The organism is Chitinophaga agri, from assembly GCF_010093065.1.
GTDB lineage: Bacteria > Bacteroidota > Bacteroidia > Chitinophagales > Chitinophagaceae > Chitinophaga > Chitinophaga agri.
The window spans coordinates 7,784,894-7,807,320 of sequence record NZ_CP048113.1 but is presented as its reverse complement, the minus strand read 5'-3'; the positions used below and the strand labels follow the sequence as shown (position 1 = coordinate 7,807,320).

Below are 22,427 nucleotides of genomic sequence, written 5' to 3'. Positions count from 1 at the left end.
GATAAAGCCCGCTCTGAGCAGTTCATATCACCGGTTGGCCTCTGTCAGGAAAAATGAGCGACTCAAATGTGTAGATGCCTGTAGCAAAAATGAACACTTCAAGTCGTCGAACTTGAGGCGTTCGTTGTTTGAAAAAAATTACATACTAAGTTTCCCACCACCTCCCACACCTTTCCGTTGCTTTAGATGCTGTATTTCAAAAAAAGGAATCGATTACACAAAATCCTATACTTGTACAGCTGACAATTATTAGATTTAATGACTTATATTAGCTGTCACAAGCGCGTACTGATTATCTAATAGCATGGTATGACAGGCTCCCATTAAGTTTCGAATTTATTATACAACCCTGGTATCCGGTTTAACCTAAACAGGAAGACATTCAAAGACCCGGCGAAGATAACAACTCACCAGCAGCCCAGCGAGCCCTATTCAGACCACACATCCTGATACCCGATACTGGTTATTTAATAACTCAACAACCAAAATCAATGTCATGAAGTGATATCACTTAACTAATTCCACATTATGGAGGAAATCGCCCAACCAGCATTTCCGAAACCCGAAACAACATCTGGCAGCCTGCACGGGCTACCAAATGTATTATTCCATCGTTTAATGAAAAACATATGAAACCAGGAAACTGGAGAGCCTCTCTATGCCAGGGCCTCTCCACACTTCTCATGTCCTTATTGCTGACTGGCAAAGTAGTCCCTGTATTTGCCCGGTACAATGCAACTAACGTCTCGCAACAGCAGTCATCCACGTTAAAGGGTATTGTGAAAAACGTAAAAGGTGAATCGCTTGCCGGCGTCACAGTAAAAGTAAAAGGTAGCAATACGGGAACTGTGTCCAGAGAGGATGGCACTTTTCAATTACAGGTCTCCGGAGCGGATAAAGCTGTAATTGAGATCAGCTACATGGGATACCAGTCGCAGGAAATTGCAATCGGAGGCCGTGCCACCATGGAGGTCATTCTGGCGGAAAGCTCCAGCGGATTAAATGAAGTACTCGTGATCGGATATGGCACACAAAAGAAAGTATCTTCTACAGCCGCCATATCATCAGTTGGTGGCAAAGAACTGGCGAAAGCAGCCGTCCCCAACATCTCAAACTCACTGGCGGGCAGAGTAGCCGGTGTAAGTATGCGACCCAACGGTGGTCAGCCAGGTGCCGATAACCCAGACATTCACATCCGTGGCATCGCCACTACCGGCAACAACGGCGCACTTATTGTAGTCGACGGTATTATCCGTAACAACATCAACGAAATACCTGCCACCTCCATTGCTTCCGTCACCGTGCTGAAAGATGCGGCTGCGGTAGCCCCTTATGGCCTTGGTGGCGCCAATGGCGTATTGTTGATCACTACCAAAAAAGGAGCGAGTGGTGCACCACAATTATCACTGAACGCATACTACGGTCTGCAGACGCCTACGTATTATCCTGATATGCTGAATGCGCAGGACTATATGCGCCTCCACAATGAAGCCTATCTCAATGAAAATCCCAACGGCACACAATTGCCTTATGCCCAAAGCCTGATCGACGATTATCCTGCACTACATGCAAAAGACCCTGACCGTTACCCCATCAGCAATACCAAAGATCTCGTGGAGCTGCATGCACCCATGCAGAACTATAGCCTTCAGTTGACCGGCGGCTCACAATCAGTAAAATACTTCGTTGCGCTGGGCTATCTGAACCAGACAGGCATGTTTGACCCGGTTAAATATAAACGATATGACTACACTGTCAATCTGGACGTACAAGCTACCAAAACCACTACGGTGAACGTTTCGCTGATCGGCGCCTGGCAGCAGACCCGCTCTGTGGATGCCGGCACAACGGTAGGCAACCTGTTCCGCAGCGGCTATAAATTCGTCCCCATTGCTAACCTGAGATATAGCAATGGTCTATGGGGCGAATTTGCAGGCAACTCCCCTATCGGCGTCCTTAATGCGGGATACCAGCGTGATAACAAGAGCACAATGCTATCAACGCTTTCTGTCAACCAGGAACTGCCGTTCATACCCGGGTTGAGCCTCAAGGCCACTTTCAGCTTCGACCCGATGCAAACCACCAGTAAAGGATGGCATACACCGTTTTATTTTTATTCGCAGGATCTGTCCACCACACCATATACCTACACGAGACAAATATCCACTTCTGAGGGAAGCGCCGCTACCTATACATGGCTGGAACAGGAATACGCACAGCAGCGAACCTATACCTACCAGGGATATCTGAATTATAAACGCACATTCGGTAAACATGACATCACCGGCTTGCTCGTGGCAGAAGCACGGGACAGCGACTCAAGCGCCTTTTCTGCACGCAGGAACAATTTTGGCGTAAACATCGATGAGCTCAGCATGGGTAGCTCCAATAAAAATGACTTTGATAACAGCGGATCATCCTCTACAGGTAGTCAGATCGGATTTGTTTACAGGATCGGCTATAGTTATGCTAACAAATACCTGGTAGAAGCATCTGGCCGCTATGATGGCCATTATTATTTCGCACCAGGCAAACGCTGGGGATACTTCCCTGCGGTGTCTCTTGGCTGGGTGGCTTCAGGTGAGCGCTTCATGCAGCGTATCCCCTTTGTCAATTATCTGAAATTAAGAGGATCATGGGGAAAATCAGGTAATCTTGCCGGAACGTCCTTCCAGTATTTACAGGGCTATTCCCTGTATGGTAATGCCTATGCCTGGGGCAATGGCACGATGGTGCAAGGATCTTTCGTACCACGTGAGGCCAACCGCAATATCACCTGGGAGATCTCTACGAAGACAAACATTGGGTTTGAAGCTTCATTGTGGCAGGGATTATTAGATCTGGAGGTGGATTATTTCAGGGAAAGAAGGACTGGCATGCTGCTGCCGCCTGCGGTAACTATCCCTATTGAATATGGTCTTAATCTATCGGACGAGAACGAAGGTGTCATGGAAAACAGTGGCATAGAGATCACGGCTGGTACGACACATCAATTCACAAATGGACTGCGCCTCAGTTTAAACGGGAACTTCAGCTATGCGCGGAACAAAATGCTGCAGATCTTCGAAACGTCCGCTACACGTAACAATCCTAACAGAAGCCGGACGGGCAGGGCGCTGGGTACACCATTCGGCTACCATGCGCTCGGACTTTTCAGTACTGCCGATGATAAGAACAATGACGGTATCATTAATCCAGCAGACGGTTATAACGTGATACAGTTTGGTAACCTGCATCCCGGTGATATAAAATACGCTGATCTCAGCGGACCGGACGGAAAGCCGGATGGAAAGATCGATGCACACGATGAAACGCATATCGGTTATCCAACCTATCCATTGATCACTTATGGCTTCACGCCATCCGCCTCCTGGAAAGGACTGGATCTCAGCCTGTTCTTTCAGGGTTCTTCCTTGTCCAGCTTTAACATCGCTGGCTTCCAGACGATCCCCTTTAATAACAACAACAGTAATTCTGCATATGAATATTATAATAACCGCTGGACACCTGCCAGTCAGCGCGCAAAGTATCCAAGAGCTAATCAGTCTCCCTACGCAAATAATACACAGACCTCCGATTTCTGGATGGCAAACACCGGACTGCTACGCCTGAAAACAGCGGTACTGGGTTACACGCTACCTGCCGTACTCACGCAACGCTGGAAAATGCAGTCCGTGCGGATGTATGTATCTGGTCAGAACGTATTTACCATCAGCAAGTTGAATTTCATCGACCCCGAAGTGGGTTACACCGATGGTGAAACCGCCTATCCTAATCAGAAAGTGTATGTGATGGGATTAAATGTAACCTTTTAGTTCACGCTTTAACAGTACCTTTTATGAAACATATTATATACTTCGTGCTGCTCGCCGGCTGCCTGCCCTTTTCCGCCTGCACCAAAGATTTTCTCGAGAATACGAATAAAACACAACTAACCGACGAAACGCAATGGGCATCAGAAGGAGATGCCGATATCTTTCTGAATGATATTTATGGCAGCTTGCCAAACTACTGGAATCAACCTGAAAACCTGGATAATTTCACCGACGACAATGATGCAGGGTTCTACTACACCTCCTACAACTGGAAACAGGGCATCGTATCCCCTGCAGGCACAGACTACACGGTGTGGGGTGGCATTACGGGATCAGGTGCGCTGACCAATTGGCCCGCCACATTTATTGCTGTCAGGAAATGCAACACCTTCATGACAAAGGTCCAGACATATGCTGCCAACTTTTCGGATACCTGGCGAGAAAGACGGCTGGATGAAGCCCGCTTCCTTCGCGCGTTCTTTTATAGCGAACTCTGGATGCACCTCGGCGGACTTCCCATTATCACTACCGTACCTGACCGCAGTACCGCCGACAGCAGTCAGCTGTATTACCCAAGAAGCACGTTTGCCCAAACAGTGGATTTTATAACCAGCGACCTCGATACGGTCATTTCAAATGCCCGTCTGGCTGTTAAATATAACCGGGGCGATGCTGATGCCGGCAGGGCCACATTAGGCGCAGCATTGGCCTTAAAAGGCTGGATACAGCTATATGCCGCCAGCCCTGCCTTCAACGCGGCACAACCAGCCGCGGGTGCAGATCCGCATCATGTGGCCGGCTACGGCCAGTTTGATCCAAACAGATGGGGCGCTGCTGCCGCTACCTTCAGACAATTCCTGGACCAGTTTGGGAACGGCCATCCCTATGGATTGTTCGCTGACTTGTCAGCCTTGTGGTATGAAGCGAATGAGTACAATAGTGAAATAGTCTGGGACCGGCAGGTTGTAGCGGTCACTATGGGTTCTTCCTTTGAACAATATGGTGGCCCCGTATGGATCAATGGCGCCTATTACACCTGGGGCAATTATAATCCTACACAGGAACTGGTAGACCAGTTTCAGATGGCAAATGGCAAAAGCATACAGGATCCGGCGTCCGGTTATAACCCCCAAAACCCCTATGTTGGCAGGGAACCAAGGTTCTACCAATGGATCGTTTATGACGGCGCACCTTACAAAATGACCTGGATGGACAAACAGGACACCATTTACACACGCATAGACAAAGTACGGCCTTCAAAAAATCAGATCGATTTCGGTACTGATGACGTCAGCAATACAGGATATTATTTTAAGAAACGGTTGAACCCACTCGTAAGACCCGGCGGAGGAACTATCAGTGGCGCAAATTTTATTTACTACCGCTACGCAGAGGTCCTGCTGGGATATGCTGAAGCGCAGAATGAAGCCGTGGGCCCGGATGCCTCCGTATATGCTGCTATGAACCAGTTACGTGCCCGTGCAGGAGTGCCGGATCTGCCGCCGGCTCTCAGTCAGGAGGAGATGCGTACTGCTATTCACCACGAGCGGCGTGTAGAGTTATGCTTCGAAAATAAACGATTCTATGACCTTATTCGCTGGAAAACGGCGGAACAATTGCTCATCCACGACAGGCATGGCATGAAGATCACCAACAGTATTCCGGGTAATAACAGCGGCGTATGGCAATATGAACCTGTACCATTGAACCATCCGCATGTGTTCATCCCCAAAATGTACCTGAACCCTATTCCACAGGATGTGATAGACCGCAATCCAAGGATCGTTCAGAATCCAGGGTATTAACATATTATAGCACTCAAAAGGGAGGCGCGTAAACTATCTTTACACGCCTCCCTAAAAAACCATGATCACTTTCTTTCTGGTTATATTTATGGCAATCTATGTCATACTGACTGTGTATGCGGCGGCTGATTAGCTATTTTGCTTACATTTAGCATATGGAGCTATATACAATCGCCTTACTAACATGTTGCCTGTTCATCATACTATACATGCGCCGCAAAAAGAAAAATCAGACGCAGAACCAGGCCATGGCAGGTATTTATAAAAATTTACTCAACGAACATATCCGGTATTATCAGCTCCTGAATGACAACGAAAAAGGCCGCTTCGAAAAACTGGTGAACGAGTTCTTACAGTACGTGCGTATTGAAGGCGTTGGCACAGATGTCACTGACCTGGACAAAGTCTACATTGCGGCCAGTGCCGTGGTCCCCATCTTCGGTTTTCCTGACTGGAAATATCGTAACCTTACAAACGTTATCCTCTACCCGGATACCTTTGATCATAACTTCCAGTTTGAAGGTGACGAGAGGAATATACTGGGTATGGTTGGCTCCGGCTATATGAACGGTCAGATGTTGCTATCGAGAGCCGCGCTGATCAAGGCCTTTTCCACGTCATCGGGCACCGAACATACGGCGATTCATGAATTCGTACATCTGCTGGACATGTCAGACGGTGCAACCGATGGCGTGCCTGAAAATCTGATGCGACATGAATATGCAGTGCCCTGGTTGAAAATGATGCATGAAGAAATGCGCGCTATTGAGCAGGGCCGGTCCGATATTAATCCTTATGCAGTAACAAACGAAGCGGAGTTTCTGGCAGTGACTTCGGAATATTTCTTCCAGAAACCTGAGAAATTCAAACAGCATCATCCTGAAATGTATGCGCAGATGAGCCGGATCTTTGGTCAGACGCCGCCGGGAGCGGATAGCTGAACAACCTCTTAATATGGCTGCTTAACGCATGCAGATCCGGACCCATTACCAACGAAGTAAGAAAAAACTGGTAGCAGAAATCCATCTCATCAGGTTGTTCACATCATCCCAAAACCATTACACAATTAAGTGTAAACAAAATTATGTTTAAGCATATTTTTTTTGACCAGGCACAATAAAAATTGAAAGGAAAATTTTGTTTTTCAAATAATTTAGTATTACTTTAGTTAAGGTTAAATGAATAGTTTGTTGGCCAACAGTTTGTTAAACGCTTAATATCCCATTTTACATACTTAATACACTGTTGTTCCATTCCCTCGAATCTGAATATACAACCCAACGCCAGACCGTAATTTCACGCAAATGCACTCAATGATTCAGTATGTTAATACCAGATAACCCAAAGACATTTCACAAAATGGTGGTGCTTGTTCCCTTCAGGAACGCCGGTAATTATATTATCGACTGTGTGAGCTCTTTGCTGGGACAGGAATACAGAAACTACGTAGTTTATTTGCTGGATGATGCTTCAGACGATGGCACCCTTGATTTAATAGATGAAGACCTTGAAAATTTCCATTTCATAAGAAATAAAGAGCGGCTTGGCTCACTCGAAAATATATACCGGGCACTCGTCAAACTGACACTTGATGACGATGATATAGTTGTAATACTGGATGGTGACGACTATCTCTTCGGAGAATTTGCCCTACAGATCGTAAACAGTAAATATAATGACAATACATTGCTCACCTATGGGCAATATATCACTAACTATGGATTTCTTGATCCATGTCCACCCTACACAACAGCGGAGTTTGAAAATCTGAGAAAGGCAAGTTGGAAAGCATCTCATCTGAAAACCTTTAAGTATAAACTCTTCAAGGCTTTTTTGCAACAGGATCCTAATGTAGATAATTTCAGGTATAGTAATGGCGTATATAATGATGACAGGTTCTACATGTCCACTTACGACCAGGCGCTGATGTTGCCATTGATGGAAGTGGCCGGCTATGAGAACATTGTCTCTGTTCCTAATATCGTTTACTGTTACAGGCTCCATCCGGATAACGACCATGCTACAGACAGTGGCAGGAAACTGCAACTGGAGGCTTTGCATGATATCCGAAACCGCCCGTCTCTGAAACGAATGTTTTGATTTCTAGTTAACTGGTTTATTGAATATCTGTACGGACTTTGTCATAGCGCTGACTATCTCCTGCAGGCCCTCACGCGGACACAGCTGTGACGCGAATGGATCTCTATTGCCAGTCTTAACCCGGATTTGCAGACTAAATCGTTTATTCTTTATTGTTACAATCACCAGAATAGAAACATCCCGCAATGGCAGGCTTTATTAATCTTTTCTTCAGCCTGAATGAAATTGAGGGAAACTATCTATACGTCTTTCATATAGTGGCCATCTGTAATTGAAACTTTGCATAAGAGCAATTATGCCATTCAACGCATGCTTAATAATGTAAAACTTTAGCAGATTTCTCAAAACAAAATGTGTTTTCAATGAAGTCAAAACGCTTGCAACTGGCGCTGCAAAAATTCAGCGAAGCCAAAAAAGAAGGCGGTTTAGAGGATGGATTTGAAGTAATGAACCTCGACGAGGCATCTTCTACCCGTGGAGGCAATCTCGCCGGTTGTACCTGCAACAACGGTTCAACCTATAGTACAAAACCACCTGATTGTACCTGTGACGGCGGTAGCAGCTATACCTGATGCTATAACTATGCCCACCGCAAGACAGATTACGTCTTGTCCATTAACAGCATGTGGGTGGAAACCTACATGTTGTTAATGGCTTTTTATGGGCCGATTTGACGCTCCCCTTTTACGCTGGTTCCTCTGCAATCAGGTACAAGTATCGCTGCATGGGATAACAACAAACCCTACCATCATGATGTTCAAATTATCAAAATACATAGTGATAACCGATGTGTTGGACCCCAACAGTGTCCCCCTCCAACGCATACTTTTCTCTACGAGAAGCGGGATATCCGCCGTGATCGAAGACAGCGTCTATCAGCAACTGCTGAACGGTGACTTTATGGGACTGGGAAATAACCTGCTGTCCAGGTTTATGGATTATGAGATCATCGTCAATAGCCACGAAGACGAATTTCAGGAGATCCTGAAGCTGAATAAACTTGGTGTCAAGGATACAAAATGTATCTCTTTAACCATCCAGCCCACCGCCAACTGCCAGCTGGGATGCTTCTATTGTGGTCAGGTCCATTCCAAGCAAACTATGGGTGCCGATATCCAGGAAAAAATCCTACAGCGCCTGCTCTGGCAATTAGACCGAAAGGACGATGCTGAACTCATACACACCACCTGGTACGGTGGAGAGCCTTTAATGGGTTACAGCGCTATCATCAACCTCAGTAACAGGATGCAGGAGATCGCAAAAGACCGCGGCATCCGGTATAGTGCCTCCATGATCACCAATGGACTGAGCCTGAAAAAAGATATTTTCACTGAACTGTATCTGCATCACAAAATAAACAGGTTTCAGATCACCGTAGATACCATGAAAGAACACCATGATAAACGGCGTATCACCAAAAAAGGTGAATCGACCTTCGACATTATCATGAAGAATATCGTGGAGATCTGTTCACTCGAACACTATCAGCAAATTGTACAACGGCCGATCTTCATACGCATGAATATCGACGAATCCAACTATCAGCACGTAACCGAGTTTATAGATTACATCGTTTCATTAGGTCTGCGGGAAAAAGTAGAACTGGGCTTTTCTCCAATTACCAACTGGGGCGACAAAACAGCAGGTGACGAACAGGGACTCACCACCAACGAATTTGCCGAACTCGAAATAGAATGGCTGATGTACCTGCAGGAACAGGGATTTCCCATGGAATATATCCTGCCCCTTAGAAACTATGATGTATGCATGGTCGTCAACGAAGCCAGCGAAGTATACGATGCAACCGGCAACATCACGCCTTGTTACGAATTCCCCTATACGCCGAAATATAACGATGAGAAATACATCATCGGGAACCTGCTGGAAGATACATCCACCTACAACGACAAAACACAGGTGCGCGGCTGGTATGATGATCTTGCCGCCTGTAACGTCTCTCCGAAATGCTCCAAATGCAACCTGTTCCCCGTGTGTAACGGCGGATGTCCCAAGGACTGGTACAATGGCGAAGTAACCTGCCCTACTATTAAGGCTAATATAGAAGATAAGTTGGTATTGCAATATTTAATGGACAAGTCAACGTTGACAACTTTAATGTAACAACTATGAACGCATCCAGAATCGTAGACTATCTGCAACTTTTCGAAGACTATGCCCCTGCGCCGGAAAAAGAGCCTCCGGGCCAGGTTGCTTCCAAAAGTAATAACTTCGACAATGGGCACATATTCTATGCACTCCTCGAATATGTTATCAAAGAATTGCCGGAAAGGGAACACTATACCTACTGCTACTGCATCAGCCAGAAGCTGCTAAGGGTATGCAGGGCAAAAGAACACAATGTGGCTACCTATTTCGTTGATAAGATCGGGGAACAATATAACCGGCTGAATCAAGACCTTGCGCTGGAATATCATTCCCTGCAAAGCATATTCAATCCCGTAATGGCCTACTACCATTACTATCTCCGGCATGATTATGACAATGCGGAGAAATACATGCTGGTATTACTGGACAATATAGATTTTCTCATCGGTCACGGTTTCCGCGACGGCATGTTTATGAAGATCGAACAATATCTGAACACCTCCCGCGTGTATTTCAATGCCGGCAGATACGACGAGTCAGCCCGCTATGGACGGGAAGTAATGCGCTATTTGCTGAGTAACGCGAAAGAAACTTTCGAGTTCCCGTTCTCTGACGTGCTGGCTTCACAAAACCAGCTCCGTTCCATCCTGGACCTGTTCTTCAACGGACTTATCTTTAAAGCGCTGGCCAATCCCGAAAGTGGTAGTTTCTTTCAGCATCCTTTCCTGCTGTCCGTCTTCGCGAATATGGACATCGCCTATAACGAGCTAATAGCACCTGATACGGTGAAGGCACTGGAAATTTTCCTGCTGATATCTGAAGGGAAAGAAGAAGAAGGACTGGACATGGCCATTAATGCCAACATATTCCATGAAGAAGTCCCGGCATCTCTTCAATATTTTGTACTGTCGGCTTTACTCAACCATCAAAATGCCGGTGATCTGCTATCGGCATCACTAAAAGATAATATCAGAATATATCAGGAAAAAGCACTGAAGCTATCAGTTGCACAGATCGATGCCTTAAGGCCGTTATCTGCAATAATATAGTACTATATGTTTAAATTTTCGATGCAGCATGATATAATGGACTGTGCACCTGCCTGCCTGAAAATGGTGGCGGACTACTATGGCAAAAGTTATTCCCTGGAGTACCTGCGTGAGATATGCTATCTGGGGAAAGACGGTGTAAGCCTGCTCAGTATAAATGATGCGGCAGAAAAACTGGGTTTTAGAACGCTGATGGTAAAGCTCAGCTATAAGAAACTCGTGTCCGATTGTCCACTCCCCTGCATCCTTCACTGGAACCATGATCATTTCGTTGTCTTGTCAGATGTGAAACCGAAAGGGAATTCTATTATCAGCCAGCTACGGAAAAATGCGACAACCGATGAATTCGTGATCGCGGATCCTGCACATGGCATTGTGAAGATCGACCATGATACTTTTTACAAAGGCTGGGTGTCCACCTACAATGAAAGAGGATTGGCCCTGTTACTGGAGCCCACCCCTAACTTCTATTCCCGTGAAGCAGTCAGTGAAAATAAGGAAGGGTATGGATTCCTGCTGCGTTACCTTACGCCCTTCAGGCGGCATATTGCCCAGCTGGTACTGGGTATGATGGCCGCCAGCTTTATTTCACTGCTTCTTCCCTTTGCTTCGCAGATCCTCATCGACCAGGGTGTCGCTGAGAAAAACATATCGGTGATATATATCGTACTGCTGTCACAGCTTTTCCTGTCTATGGGAAACATTGGTATAGAGCTGGTCCGTTCATGGCTGCTACTACACATTAACACCCGCATCAGTCTTAGCATTATTTCCGATTTCCTCGTCAAACTGCTAAAGCTGCCAATCAGGTATTTCGATTCAAAGGCCGTCGGTGATATTGCACAGCGTATCAACGACCACCATCGCATCGAAAACTTCCTCACAGGGAACGTCCTGACATCACTGTTTTCGCTCATCAACATTATTGTGTTCACAGTCGTGCTGGCGATCTATGATCTTAAGATCCTCCTGCTGTTCCTTTCCTTCAGTATGGCCGGTATCCTGTGGATATTGTTGTTTCAGAAAAAAAGAAGGGACATGGATTATAAGCGGTTCGCCCGCAGCCGGGAAAACCAGGACAAACTGTATGAGATGATCACTGGTATGCAGGAAATAAAACTCTATGGCAGCGAAACACCCAAACGCTGGGAATGGGAACAACTGCAGGTAAAAGACTTTAAACTGAATATAAAGAGCCTGGCGCTCGAACAGTATCAGCGAACGGGGATGGCCTTCGTCATGCACCTGAAAAATATACTCATCTCCTTCTTTGCAGCCAGCGAGGCGATAAAAGGCAATATGACTATCGGCCAGTTACTCAGTATATCCTACATCATCGGACAAACCACCTCACCGATCGAACAGCTGGTAAGCCTCATTCGGGCCGCCCAGGATGCGAAGCTCAGCATGGGCAGGCTGCAGGAAATACACAGCAAACAGGATGAGGAAGACATTGTCAAAGACAAGAAAAACGGCGCGTACATGTTGCAGGAAGACCTGCACCTTCGCAACCTCTCATTCCAGTACGAAGGACCTAATTCCCCTTTTGTACTGAAAAACATCAATCTCTGTATACCGAAAGCGAAGGTGACTGCCATTGTTGGCACCAGTGGCAGCGGGAAAACGACCCTGATGAAATTACTGCTGAATTTCTATCAGCCGGTCACCGGAAATATATCAGTGGGTAGTAAGGACCTGGCGGAGCTTTCTCCACGAATGTGGCGCGGACAATGCGGCACCGTAATGCAGGACGGCTATATCTTTCACGATACCATCGCCAAGAACATTGCCCTGGATGGAAATGAGATAGACGAAACTAAAATGGAACTGGCTGTAAGGGTATCCAATCTGAAAGATTTCATCGAAAGTACGCCTTCCGGATATACTACCAAGATCGGATTGTCCGGGGTGGGTATCAGTGGCGGACAACGACAGCGTATCCTGATAGCACGCGCTGTGTATAAAAATCCTGATTACCTCTTCTTTGATGAGGCCACCAGCAGCCTGGATGCAAATAATGAAAAGGTCATCATGGACCACCTGCATGCGTTTTTCAAAAATAAAACCGTGGTCATTATCGCGCATCGCCTAAGTACAGTAAAGCAGGCCGATCAGATCGTAGTGCTGGATAAAGGTGAAATAGCCGAAATAGGGAATCACGAAACACTGACAAAGGCGAAGGGCAAATATTTTGAGCTGGTACGGAATCAACTCGAATTGGGAGATTAAAATATTTATCGTGTCAGAACTGAAAACAAAGTACGAAGTCAGGAGTCATGAAGTTCAGGAAGTAATGAACAAACCTCCCCATTTCATTGTGAACTGGGGCAATACCCTCATTGTGCTGATCATCGCCGCAGCGTTGATCCTAATGAACAGGATCCAGTTACAAACAAAGGAGCAGCTGCTGGCAGCATTTGTATCCCGGCGGTCTCAACACGATAGTCAGCTACTGGTATTCTCCCTGAATATAACGCCGCAACATAGCCTGCAGCGTGGTAACCAGGCATCTGTGACTATCCTGGGAAACAACGCTGTCAGCGCCGGATCACTAGCGGCGACCATCGACTCTCTATGGACTGCCGGTAACGCCACGCTTCTGTCGCTGAAGGTAGCCGGTAGCGGCGAAGATCTGCGCCTGCACAACAACAGGCTGTTACATCCTTCGGAAGGAATGCAGGTAAGCATCGACGTCACAACAGCTAAAGAAAAGGTATTCGTATCCATGTTTAGAAAACTGATCAAACGATGAAGCTCTCAAAATATATCATCAGCACCTCACTGAATGATGGTGAAGAAGGTGCAGACGCGCAAAGGATTATTTATTCATGTATCAGTAATGTTACCGTTGTGGTGAGCGAATCCATTTTCCACCACCTGGTGAATGGCTGCATTGACCGGGTGGATAACGGCATCAGAAAAGAACTGGAGCATGTCAGCATACTTGTACCGCCGGAACGGGATGAACTCGCAGCTATATTAGACGGGAATGATCTGTATCATGATAACTTTTCCCTGTTTATAAATACTTCAGCGGCATGCCGGTCCGGTTGTTCCTCCTGTACACCAAAGCAGGGAAATGAATCGATGGGCGACCCGGTCAGGGAAGCATTGGCCCATTATACCGAAAATCAGCTCCGTTCTAAAAAATACAAAGCTTTTAATGTGATCTGGAATGTGGGCGATCCCGCCAGGGATCTGCCGGCAATCGCTCATTTATCCGACTTAAACCGCATGCTGGCCGACCGCTACGCCGTTCTGTATACCGCTGCTATGATCTGTGACGGCGCCTCCCTTCACAAAGAGATATTTGAGACACTATTCTACCGCTGTAACATCAAAAACTATCATGTAGCACTGGACGGCGGCGGAAACGATCAGCCATCCAACGCTCATCTGGTGATCGCCAACATCGTGGATATTCTGAACAGTTTTCCATTCCTCCCACAGGAGGGGATCATCTTCGAAATACGGATCAATATTAACACATTCAGCCAGGAAGCGGTGGTAGATATCATCGACAAACTGGCTGCTGCCCATGCCCAAAACCGTGTCACCTTCCACTTTGGGATGACAGAAGATGGACAGACCGATGCAGCGCTGTTAGCGGAGTACGAGATCGAATACGTGCTTTATGCTATTCAGCAGGGATTCATACTGGGCATCCTACCTGCCCGGACTTTCACAGCCTGTGCAGCGGTGGACAAGGGAGCTGCTGCCGTTGACCTCCAGGGTAATCTGTTTTCCTGCAACGCACTGCCGGCTGCAACTGCGGCTATCATAGGTGCAAATACGTTGGGTAACCTGCTGGAAGGTCAGCCTTTCCGCTCCCACGATACGCAATTCCGGAACTGGGTCCATGAAATAAAAAATGGCGATACCGACTGTTACACCTGTAATCTCCTGCCCGTCTGCGGTGGTGGCTGCCGCTTAAAATGGGCGGAAGGTCAAAGCGGATGTCCTGCCTTTAAATATAACATGGAGGACCGGCTGATATTAAGCTACCTGAACCAGAAAACGCGTATGAATGAATTGATCATTGAAGCGTAAGACAGAGAAATGAGCTGTTTACCATAGAAAAGGATAAAAATGCTAATATTTGTTCAAATCGCGGCTTACAGGGATTTCCTGCTCGGTTCCACTCTTCGGGACCTGCTGGAAAAAGCCGGTCGGCCCGATAATCTGCGCATAACGATCTGTCATCAGTACCACCCCGATGATGTTTTTAATGCTGAACTGGACGTGTACCGCGCAGACAGCCGGTTCAATATCATCGATGTCCCCTACAATGAGTCTGGCGGACTTTGCTGGGCCAGGAACCTTATACAACAGCAGTATAAAGGAGAGGAATACACGTTACAGGTTGACTCTCATATGCGGTTCATCCGGAACTGGGACACGGTATTGATAGACATGCTGTTGTCCCTGCAGCAGCAGGGTTATCCCAAACCGGTGCTGACTACTTATCCGCCTCACTTTGATCCGGCCGGCTTTGAGTACGAAGATGTACCGCCAAACCAGATCATTTTCCGGGAATTCGACAGGAGCGGCGTCTTTCCTATCGGCTGGCCAGCCCAGATCCCTGACTGGGAAACACTTACTGGTCCTGTGCCGGCACGCTTCCTTGCCGGCGGCTTCACCTTTTCGATTGGCGCCTTCTGTCAGGAGATACTCGACGACCCGCACTTATATTTCATGGGAGAAGAAATTAACCTGGCCGTCCGTGCCTATACACATGGGTATGACCTGTTCCATCCACATCTCAATATCACCTGGCACTACTATTCGAGACGGGAAAGCCCTAAGCACTGGGAGGATCATGCGGCTACCGAGGCCGTTGAAATTCATGCCATGGACAGGTTAAGGAAATTCTTTGAAAGCGGGGAACAATCATCCTATTATGACTGGGGTGTATATGGTCTCGGCAACGTACGGTCCCTGAGCGACTATGAACATTATGCCGGGATATTACTGTGCAAAAAACAGGTACAGCAATATACACTGAAGCACTTACCTCCACCCAATCCGCAGGTATACCATACGCAGGAAGAATGGCAGGAAAGTTTCTGTTGCTGTGTCAACAATGTACTGCGCATTCCCCGCCGCGTTTTCGTCAAAGATGATTATGATGCTGCCACCATCACATTTGTGGCCAATCAACAGGAAGTATATCAAAGGTCCCTGGATGCAAATGACATTGCCGGCATGCTACATTCCCAGACCGACGACTGCATGCTCGACATTAGTTTTTCCTGCAGCCATCTGCCTGACACATGGTGCCTGTCTTTACATTCCGCATCCGGCGGATGGAACAGGAAGGTCAGGGGCCGGATGCCTTACTTTGTAGCCGGTCTGGGTAACTTCGCCATTAAAAAATGTCATGTACTATAAACATAATCGCTTAAACCGCTTTATAACATGTCAACAGTTTATAAGTTAACGCTCGTCAATGATAAAAAGGGGCTCAATCTGACGATTGACGTAGCCGATGGAACATCTATTCTGAATGCCGCAGCAGATGCGGATGTTACACTACCGTTCCTTTGTCGCACAGGCGATTGCTCCAGCTGTGTATGCAAGCTTTCCTCAGGCTCCGTACGACACACGCCACAAACCGTACTAAGTGAAACTGAACTGAATGAAGGCTACATGCTTGCCTGCTCCGCCTACATCACTTCAGATAGTGTCATTTCCACACATAAAGAGAAAGAACTGGCAAAGTACAGAAAGGGTATATGATAGGTTTTTATGTCCGAATCAGATTTTTTTACTACTTTATATTCAAAATAGTATAATTGTCTAGCGAAGAAAAACCCTACAATTACTATATCCTGTTATGAAGACTTTAGCAAACGTTTCTGTTATCATGCTGTTGTTGCTTTTCCAGGCGGATTCCCTGCTCGCTCAAAGTATTCAGGGGCGCATCGTTACCCCTGAAAATAGCCCGCTCGAATATGTCACTGTTAAGCTATTCCGGGACTCAGCGATGTTGCAGTATACCTTGTCAGATCAGAATGGTGTGTTTGCATTCAGGGACCTGCCAGCAAACACGACGTACCGCCTGCAATGCAGCTTTACCGGCTTTGAAAGCGTTGACACGACACTGGGTGCCGGTAGTGCAGGCGAACTGGTTATCACCATGCGTCATAGCGTGACCGAACTAAAACAGGTGGAAATCAATAGCAGAAAGCCCCTGATAGAACGTAAGGTGGACAGGTTGGTCTTCAATGTAAATAATAGTATGGCATCCTTAAGTGGTGATGCGCTGGACGTACTGAAAGTAACGCCAATGGTGATGGCAGAGAACGGCGCACTGGGTATAATCGGCAAGGGGAGCGTTTCGGTCATGGTCAACGACAAGATGCTGCGGATATCCGGTGAGGACCTGGCTGCCTACCTCAGAAGTATTCCATCCGGCAACATAGAAAGTATAGAGGTGATCACAATGCCGCCCTCCAAATACAGTGCGGAAGGCAATTCGGGCTTACTGAATATAAAGCTGAAAAAGGTGGTCAACGACTACTGGAGCGCTTCGATAAGGTCAGTATATACACAGGCAACTTATGCAACCGGGAACCTGGGCCTTGGCTTTAACTATCAGAAAAGAAAACTGTCCCTTTCCACAAATGCCAGCATGACCGAAGGTTCAAGTGCTTCCATAGAACGACCACGGATCCTCTATGCCACACAAAACTGGGAAAGCAAAAGTAACAGAAGAAATTATACGAAACTATATAATGCAAGGCTGCAGGCTGACTATACTATGTCGGATAAGCTTACCATTGGCGCACAGGCCTTCTACAATAACAGCCGTCCACATGCCAATGATCAGACTTCCACAAGAATAGAAGGAAAAACAAGCGGACATATAGACTCCTCTCTTATCGGAAGCGGGCACCAGCATGCTGAAACAGAAAATCTGGCATTGAACCTCAATTCAACCTATTCCCTCGGAAAGGATGGTCAGCGCATTGTCGTAGACCTGGACTATTACCGGAGCCACAATAATAACTTCAGGGATTTCAATTCAGGCACCTATGGTCCGGATGAACTACCCATGAGCGGCAGGGAATGGTTCTCCCGGAATATAGGCGATAATCAGTTCAGAAATACATCACTGAACATCGACGTTGAACATAAGATACAACAGTTTGAAGTGAATTATGGTGTAAGTTATTCCAGTTCGCATAACAGGAATGAACTATCCGCAGCAGCTGTAGCCGCAAAAACGGATACCTTGTTTGACTACAAAGACAGCTTTGAATTCACCGAGAATACAGGCGCCGTGTTCGTTTCGGTAAGCCGGGCCCTGGGCGAAAAATTTGAGCTTAAAGGTGGGCTGCGAATAGAAAACACCCATACCAAAGGTATCTCCAACACACTGGAAAGTACCTATAAGAACGACTACCTGAAGCTTTTCCCGACCTTTTACTCATCTTACAGACTGAATGACCAGCATATATTTTCAATCGGGTATGGACGCAGGATAGACCGGCCAGCTTATCTCAGTCTGAATCCTTTTGAAAGATATATCACACAGTATTATTACGCTGTAGGCAATCCTTATCTGTTACCTTCCTTTTCACACAATCTGGAGCTGAACTACTCCAATAACAATAATCTGAATTTATCCCTATATACAAACTTTGGTAACGATCAGATAGCGCAGACAGCGATACCATATGAGAACTCGAAGATAGTGGTAGATACCATGCAGAATTTCTACAACACATCCACGGTGGGCCTGACTGCTGTGTATACCTTCCGTAAGGTAAGCTGGCTCGAATCTAATTTTATCGTTACTGGCTATCACAGAAATATCAGGCAGCGAGACACATCTATCGTACCTAACTATGAAGTTTATGTGGCCTATTTCAGCATGGATAATACGTTTAAGATCAGTAAAAAGATCAGTTCACAGCTATCGTTCTTCTACTATTCACCACAGATCACCGGCATATTTCGCAGAACGCCAAGATATAACGTGAATGTGGCTGTCAGGTACAAAATCAGTAACAAGTGGGATGCTGCAATACTGGCAAGCGATATACTGAAGACCACCCAGGCAAAGCTTCATGCCGTTGTCAATGGTGTGCAGCAGCATTATGATAATTACTACGATACCAGGAACCTGAGAGTGACCTTATCTTACAGATTCGGCAGTACGAAAGTTTCGCCCAGACAAAGGAACTTCATGAATGAGAAGGAAAAGCAAAGGGCGTATTGAGCATCATAAATAGTTTACAATGGTGGCACCTGTTATTCATCAGGTTCTGTTAACTGATATCACTAACTCCACGATCTGGAGATGCGTGACTTCCTGGAACAAAATGAAGCACTACGGTTTCGGGATAAAGCAATGGGACTATCTTACCACCCGGGATTTTATTGCTACACATTACCCGCTGGCACTCGCTCCGTTCCTGCAGGCAAGGAACTTTGCAGAAGCATCAGATATTGCGAGGTATCTGATCGTTTACCACTACTCCGGTTACTATGTGGACTGGGATGTGGAACTCGTCAGCTCAGCAGATTATCATCATCTCATCAGTGGAATGCCCCATGGGTATTTACTGGTAGACCCGGTAAATGATACATATGCTGCTGAATGCTTTGCAGCTGAGCAGGGAGAGCCTTATCTGAAAGCCCTGGTAGATGATATCATCAGTGTTTTCCATACACAGCAGCTTCCGAAGACGCCACAGTATACAGGCCCCTTCAGAATGAAGGAGACGATGAAAAAAAGCCAGACCAGACAACAGGTCGTGGTAGTGAAAGATATGTTTGAATTCGACTATCAGGAAGCACGGAACCTGTACCAGCGTGCTGTTACCAAACCGCTGATTCACTATTGGCTGCACACGTGGCTATAAGCTGATAGTGACTGCCGATCCGGCACGATCCCGTCACCAGCCCGCTATTTATTCCCGTTTATCTCATTCATTACCTCAGCAAACAACCGGATCGACTTCAACCTGTCTTCAATAGCATAGGTCGGAGACACACAGATAAGTTCATCTACTTTCGTTTCATCGAGGAACTGACTGATCTGCTTTTTCACCGTCTCTTTACTGCCGAAGAAGGAGTATTTCAGCATCTGACTCAATGCCGGATGCCCCATTGTATTCCGGAGATCCTCCGTCATTTCAGCCGGCGGTTGCAACGCATCGCTTACACCTGTAAGTACACCAATGAACATCCTCACCAATGAGGTGAAAAGCATCTCCGCTTCTTCGTCCGTATCGGCAACGAAAATATTCACCCCCGCTATGGTATACGGATGTTCAAGTGATGCAGATGGCCTGAATTCTTCCCTGTAGATCCTCAGTGCATTTAGTAAATGTGTGGTCGCGAAGTGGCTTGCAAAGGCATAAGGTAATCCCTTCTGCGCAGCCAGGTGAGCGCTGTCTGTGCTTGATCCTAATATGTAGAGTGGTACATTGGTTCCTTCTGCAATGGTGGCCCTCACCTTTGAGGTCTTATTGTCCGTGGAAAAATACTGCTGTATTTTACTTACCTCCTGCGGAAATGAATGTGCCGCCTGCATGAAATCTGACCGGATCGCATGAGCGGTCTGCTGATCGGTACCTGGAGCTCTTCCCAGGCCCAGATCAATACGGCCCGGATATAAGTGTGCTAATGTGCCGAATTGCTCTGCAATGACTAAGGGCGAGTGGTTAGGCAGCATGATCCCGCCTGAGCCCACCCTGATAGATTGCGTATTATCCGCTATATACCCTGCCAGCAGCGAAGGTGCATTGCTGCCAAGGTGATCCGCATTATGATGTTCTGCAAACCAGAACCGGCGATAATGCAATGCTTCCGCTTCCTTCGCTAATACCAGCGAGTTGTTCAATGCCTGTTTTATGGTGCTTCCTTTCGGCACCAGCGCCAGCTCCAAAATAGAATATGCGATGTGTCTCTGCTCCATATTGATCGTATCTTTTTCCTGTCCCGCAGATCCTGACATACAGGGTCTCTTCTCATTTCCTCCAGTTCATATTCCCCCGGGAATATTATAGCTGAACACCGGCGTGTTAATGAGTTCATAGGGTAATGACACCTATGAAGCCAGAACATTGTTTATTAAATAATAGACAAAGCTAACTATAAATCACTATACAAAGTATAGTAGTTTCCTAAAGGGAAGTATTGTACTAACCTAATCCTGCCCCCTATTGACTATCAGATAAAGTACCAGTCTCCGCATGCTGATATACCTCTATTTACATGTCGCTATTATTGGTGTCTTCAATCAGCTATTTAGCGAAATATCGCTGTCGACTTCCAGGGAACATTTCTCATAATAAATTAATAATCATCATGTTGTAGCTCTGGCATTCTAATTGAATTTCTCCTTACGACAAGATTCCTCTTTTACCAGAACCTAAAAAAGAGACATGCCCCGGTTTCCATAAAGCAACCTGCGGAAGGTGCATACATGCCCCTGCCTGCGTAGCTGCTGGTATATACAGCAGCCTTAATTGATATAATCCATTCATTGAACATTAATACTTTGACATGAAAACACAACAACATTTTATAGACCGCAGGAATTTCCTTTCCTCCGTGGGCGTGCTGGCCGGCGCCTTCATGCTGTCCCCGAAATCGGTATTCGCACAGTCTGAAAGCCCGGTGACAATGATCATCGGCGAAGCTAAAAAGTCGCCTGTTGTAGCTACCAAACTGCGTGGTAACCTCACCTTACTAGATGGCTCGGGGGGCAATATTATCCTGGCTGCCGGCAAGGAAGGCAATCTGCTGGTAGATGCAGGAATAGATGTGTCAAAAGATAAAATGAAAGCACAGATCAACGCTATTAACCAGGCCCCTTTACAATACCTGATCAACACTCACTGGCATTTTGATCATGCCAGTGGCAACGAGTGGGTACACCAGGAAGGCGCTAAGATCATTGCACATACCAACACGCGCAAGCGGCTCTCGCAAACCGTCCGGGTAGATGACTGGAATTACACCTTCCCTCCTGCCCCTGCCGGCGCTCTTCCCACTACTGTATTCGAAAAAGAACATACGCTGAAATTCGATGGAGAAACCATCCGGTTATGGCACTATGCACCTGCACATACTGACTCGGATATTTCGGTATATTTCCCTGATGCAGATGTGTTACATGTGGCCGACACCTGGTGGAACGGCTACTATCCTTTTATAGACTATAACACCGGCGGAAGTATTGCGGGCATGATCAAAGCAGCCAATCATAATATCAGCGTCACTACCGACAAAACATTGATCGTTCCCGGGCATGGACCGGTAGGCGATAAAAAACAACTCACCGCATACAGGGACATGCTGGTGGCGATCAATGAAAAAGTGATCAAGCTGAAGAAAAGTGGTATGTCAATGAAAGAAGTAGTAGCGGCTAAACCAACGCGTGACTTCGATGCACAGTGGGGTAATTTCGTTATCGGACCAGACTTCTTCACGAAACTGGTATATAAAGGTATTACCGTATAATAAGAAGAACGTGCTGGCAGCCGACACCAGCACGTTCTTACTTTGTAAGGAGATACGCTCCTGACGATGAC

16 protein-coding genes are annotated in these 22,427 nt (G+C 46.5%); 15 read left to right on the top strand and 1 reads right to left on the bottom strand.

The window, feature by feature from the left end; translation table 11 throughout:
- The first annotated feature begins 629 nt into the window (after positions 1-629).
- From GWR21_RS30630 to GWR21_RS30565, 14 genes are all read left to right on the top strand, one after another.
- The gene (locus GWR21_RS30630; RefSeq protein ID WP_162335491.1) at positions 630-3,815 is read left to right on the top strand and encodes a SusC/RagA family TonB-linked outer membrane protein; all 3,186 of its coding nucleotides are present in this window, start codon (positions 630-632) and stop codon (positions 3,813-3,815) included.
- A 23-nt stretch (positions 3,816-3,838) separates the two neighbouring features.
- Positions 3,839-5,620 carry a RagB/SusD family nutrient uptake outer membrane protein gene (locus GWR21_RS30625; RefSeq protein ID WP_162335490.1) on the top strand — a complete coding sequence of 594 codons (1,782 nt, stop codon included), beginning with the start codon at positions 3,839-3,841 and terminating at the stop codon, positions 5,618-5,620.
- A 155-nt stretch (positions 5,621-5,775) separates the two neighbouring features.
- Entirely contained in the window at positions 5,776-6,561 is a 786-nt protein-coding gene (locus tag GWR21_RS30620) for a M90 family metallopeptidase (RefSeq protein ID WP_162335489.1), read from the top strand.
- Positions 6,562-6,943: 382 nt separating this feature from the next.
- Positions 6,944-7,720 carry a glycosyltransferase family A protein gene (locus GWR21_RS30615; protein ID WP_162335488.1) on the top strand — a complete coding sequence of 259 codons (777 nt, stop codon included), beginning with the start codon at positions 6,944-6,946 and terminating at the stop codon, positions 7,718-7,720.
- Positions 7,721-8,082: 362 nt separating this feature from the next.
- A complete protein-coding gene (locus GWR21_RS30610; RefSeq protein ID WP_162335487.1) occupies positions 8,083-8,292 on the top strand; it encodes a hypothetical protein in 210 nt (69 codons plus the stop codon).
- A 178-nt stretch (positions 8,293-8,470) separates the two neighbouring features.
- Positions 8,471-9,841: a radical SAM/SPASM domain-containing protein gene (locus GWR21_RS30605; RefSeq protein WP_162335486.1), complete on the top strand. Its 1,371-nt coding sequence runs from the start codon at positions 8,471-8,473 to the stop codon at positions 9,839-9,841.
- Positions 9,842-9,846: 5 nt separating this feature from the next.
- Positions 9,847-10,875, top strand: a complete 1,029-nt coding sequence (locus tag GWR21_RS30600; protein ID WP_162335485.1) for a hypothetical protein — start codon at positions 9,847-9,849, stop codon at positions 10,873-10,875.
- A 6-nt stretch (positions 10,876-10,881) separates the two neighbouring features.
- Complete coding sequence (locus GWR21_RS30595; protein WP_162335484.1) at positions 10,882-13,104, top strand: peptidase domain-containing ABC transporter; 2,223 nt, start codon at positions 10,882-10,884, stop codon at positions 13,102-13,104.
- A gap of 10 nt (positions 13,105-13,114) precedes the next feature.
- A complete protein-coding gene (locus GWR21_RS30590; RefSeq protein WP_162335483.1) occupies positions 13,115-13,627 on the top strand; it encodes a hypothetical protein in 513 nt (170 codons plus the stop codon).
- A complete protein-coding gene (locus tag GWR21_RS30585; RefSeq protein ID WP_162335482.1) occupies positions 13,624-14,925 on the top strand; it encodes an SPASM domain-containing protein in 1,302 nt (433 codons plus the stop codon). Before GWR21_RS30590 ends, GWR21_RS30585 begins: the two co-directional genes overlap by 4 nt.
- Positions 14,926-14,964: 39 nt before the next feature.
- Positions 14,965-16,266, top strand: a complete 1,302-nt coding sequence (locus tag GWR21_RS30580; protein ID WP_162335481.1) for a GlcNAc-transferase family protein — start codon at positions 14,965-14,967, stop codon at positions 16,264-16,266.
- A gap of 27 nt (positions 16,267-16,293) precedes the next feature.
- Complete coding sequence (locus GWR21_RS30575; RefSeq protein ID WP_162335480.1) at positions 16,294-16,614, top strand: 2Fe-2S iron-sulfur cluster-binding protein; 321 nt, start codon at positions 16,294-16,296, stop codon at positions 16,612-16,614.
- A 97-nt stretch (positions 16,615-16,711) separates the two neighbouring features.
- Positions 16,712-19,102: an outer membrane beta-barrel family protein gene (locus GWR21_RS30570; protein ID WP_162335479.1), complete on the top strand. Its 2,391-nt coding sequence runs from the start codon at positions 16,712-16,714 to the stop codon at positions 19,100-19,102.
- 19 nt (positions 19,103-19,121) lie between these two features.
- A complete protein-coding gene (locus GWR21_RS30565; RefSeq protein ID WP_162335478.1) occupies positions 19,122-19,748 on the top strand; it encodes a glycosyltransferase in 627 nt (208 codons plus the stop codon).
- A 44-nt stretch (positions 19,749-19,792) separates the two neighbouring features.
- On the opposite strand, the gene GWR21_RS30560 is transcribed toward GWR21_RS30565, so the two are convergent.
- Positions 19,793-20,845, bottom strand: coding sequence for an LLM class flavin-dependent oxidoreductase (locus GWR21_RS30560; protein WP_238430095.1), 1,053 nt, complete (start codon positions 20,843-20,845; stop codon positions 19,793-19,795).
- A 551-nt stretch (positions 20,846-21,396) separates the two neighbouring features.
- Between GWR21_RS30560 and GWR21_RS30555 the strand changes: the two genes are divergently transcribed.
- Positions 21,397-22,356 carry an MBL fold metallo-hydrolase gene (locus tag GWR21_RS30555; protein WP_162335477.1) on the top strand — a complete coding sequence of 320 codons (960 nt, stop codon included), beginning with the start codon at positions 21,397-21,399 and terminating at the stop codon, positions 22,354-22,356.
- The last annotated feature ends 71 nt before the right edge of the window (positions 22,357-22,427 follow it).

Coding starts and splice junctions, on each gene's coding strand:
- GWR21_RS30560 (WP_238430095.1), bottom strand. CDS start 20,845: ATGTCAGGATCTGCGGGACAGGAAAAAGATACGATCAATATGGAGCAG.
- GWR21_RS30605 (WP_162335486.1), top strand. CDS start 8,471: ATGATGTTCAAATTATCAAAATACATAGTGATAACCGATGTGTTGGAC.
- GWR21_RS30585 (WP_162335482.1), top strand. CDS start 13,624: ATGAAGCTCTCAAAATATATCATCAGCACCTCACTGAATGATGGTGAA.
- GWR21_RS30570 (WP_162335479.1), top strand. CDS start 16,712: ATGAAGACTTTAGCAAACGTTTCTGTTATCATGCTGTTGTTGCTTTTC.
- GWR21_RS30555 (WP_162335477.1), top strand. CDS start 21,397: ATGAAAACACAACAACATTTTATAGACCGCAGGAATTTCCTTTCCTCC.
- GWR21_RS30625 (WP_162335490.1), top strand. CDS start 3,839: ATGAAACATATTATATACTTCGTGCTGCTCGCCGGCTGCCTGCCCTTT.
- GWR21_RS30600 (WP_162335485.1), top strand. CDS start 9,847: ATGAACGCATCCAGAATCGTAGACTATCTGCAACTTTTCGAAGACTAT.
- GWR21_RS30620 (WP_162335489.1), top strand. CDS start 5,776: ATGGAGCTATATACAATCGCCTTACTAACATGTTGCCTGTTCATCATA.
- GWR21_RS30565 (WP_162335478.1), top strand. CDS start 19,122: ATGGTGGCACCTGTTATTCATCAGGTTCTGTTAACTGATATCACTAAC.
- GWR21_RS30580 (WP_162335481.1), top strand. CDS start 14,965: ATGCTAATATTTGTTCAAATCGCGGCTTACAGGGATTTCCTGCTCGGT.
- GWR21_RS30575 (WP_162335480.1), top strand. CDS start 16,294: ATGTCAACAGTTTATAAGTTAACGCTCGTCAATGATAAAAAGGGGCTC.
- GWR21_RS30630 (WP_162335491.1), top strand. CDS start 630: ATGAAACCAGGAAACTGGAGAGCCTCTCTATGCCAGGGCCTCTCCACA.
- GWR21_RS30615 (WP_162335488.1), top strand. CDS start 6,944: ATGTTAATACCAGATAACCCAAAGACATTTCACAAAATGGTGGTGCTT.
- GWR21_RS30610 (WP_162335487.1), top strand. CDS start 8,083: ATGAAGTCAAAACGCTTGCAACTGGCGCTGCAAAAATTCAGCGAAGCC.
- GWR21_RS30595 (WP_162335484.1), top strand. CDS start 10,882: ATGTTTAAATTTTCGATGCAGCATGATATAATGGACTGTGCACCTGCC.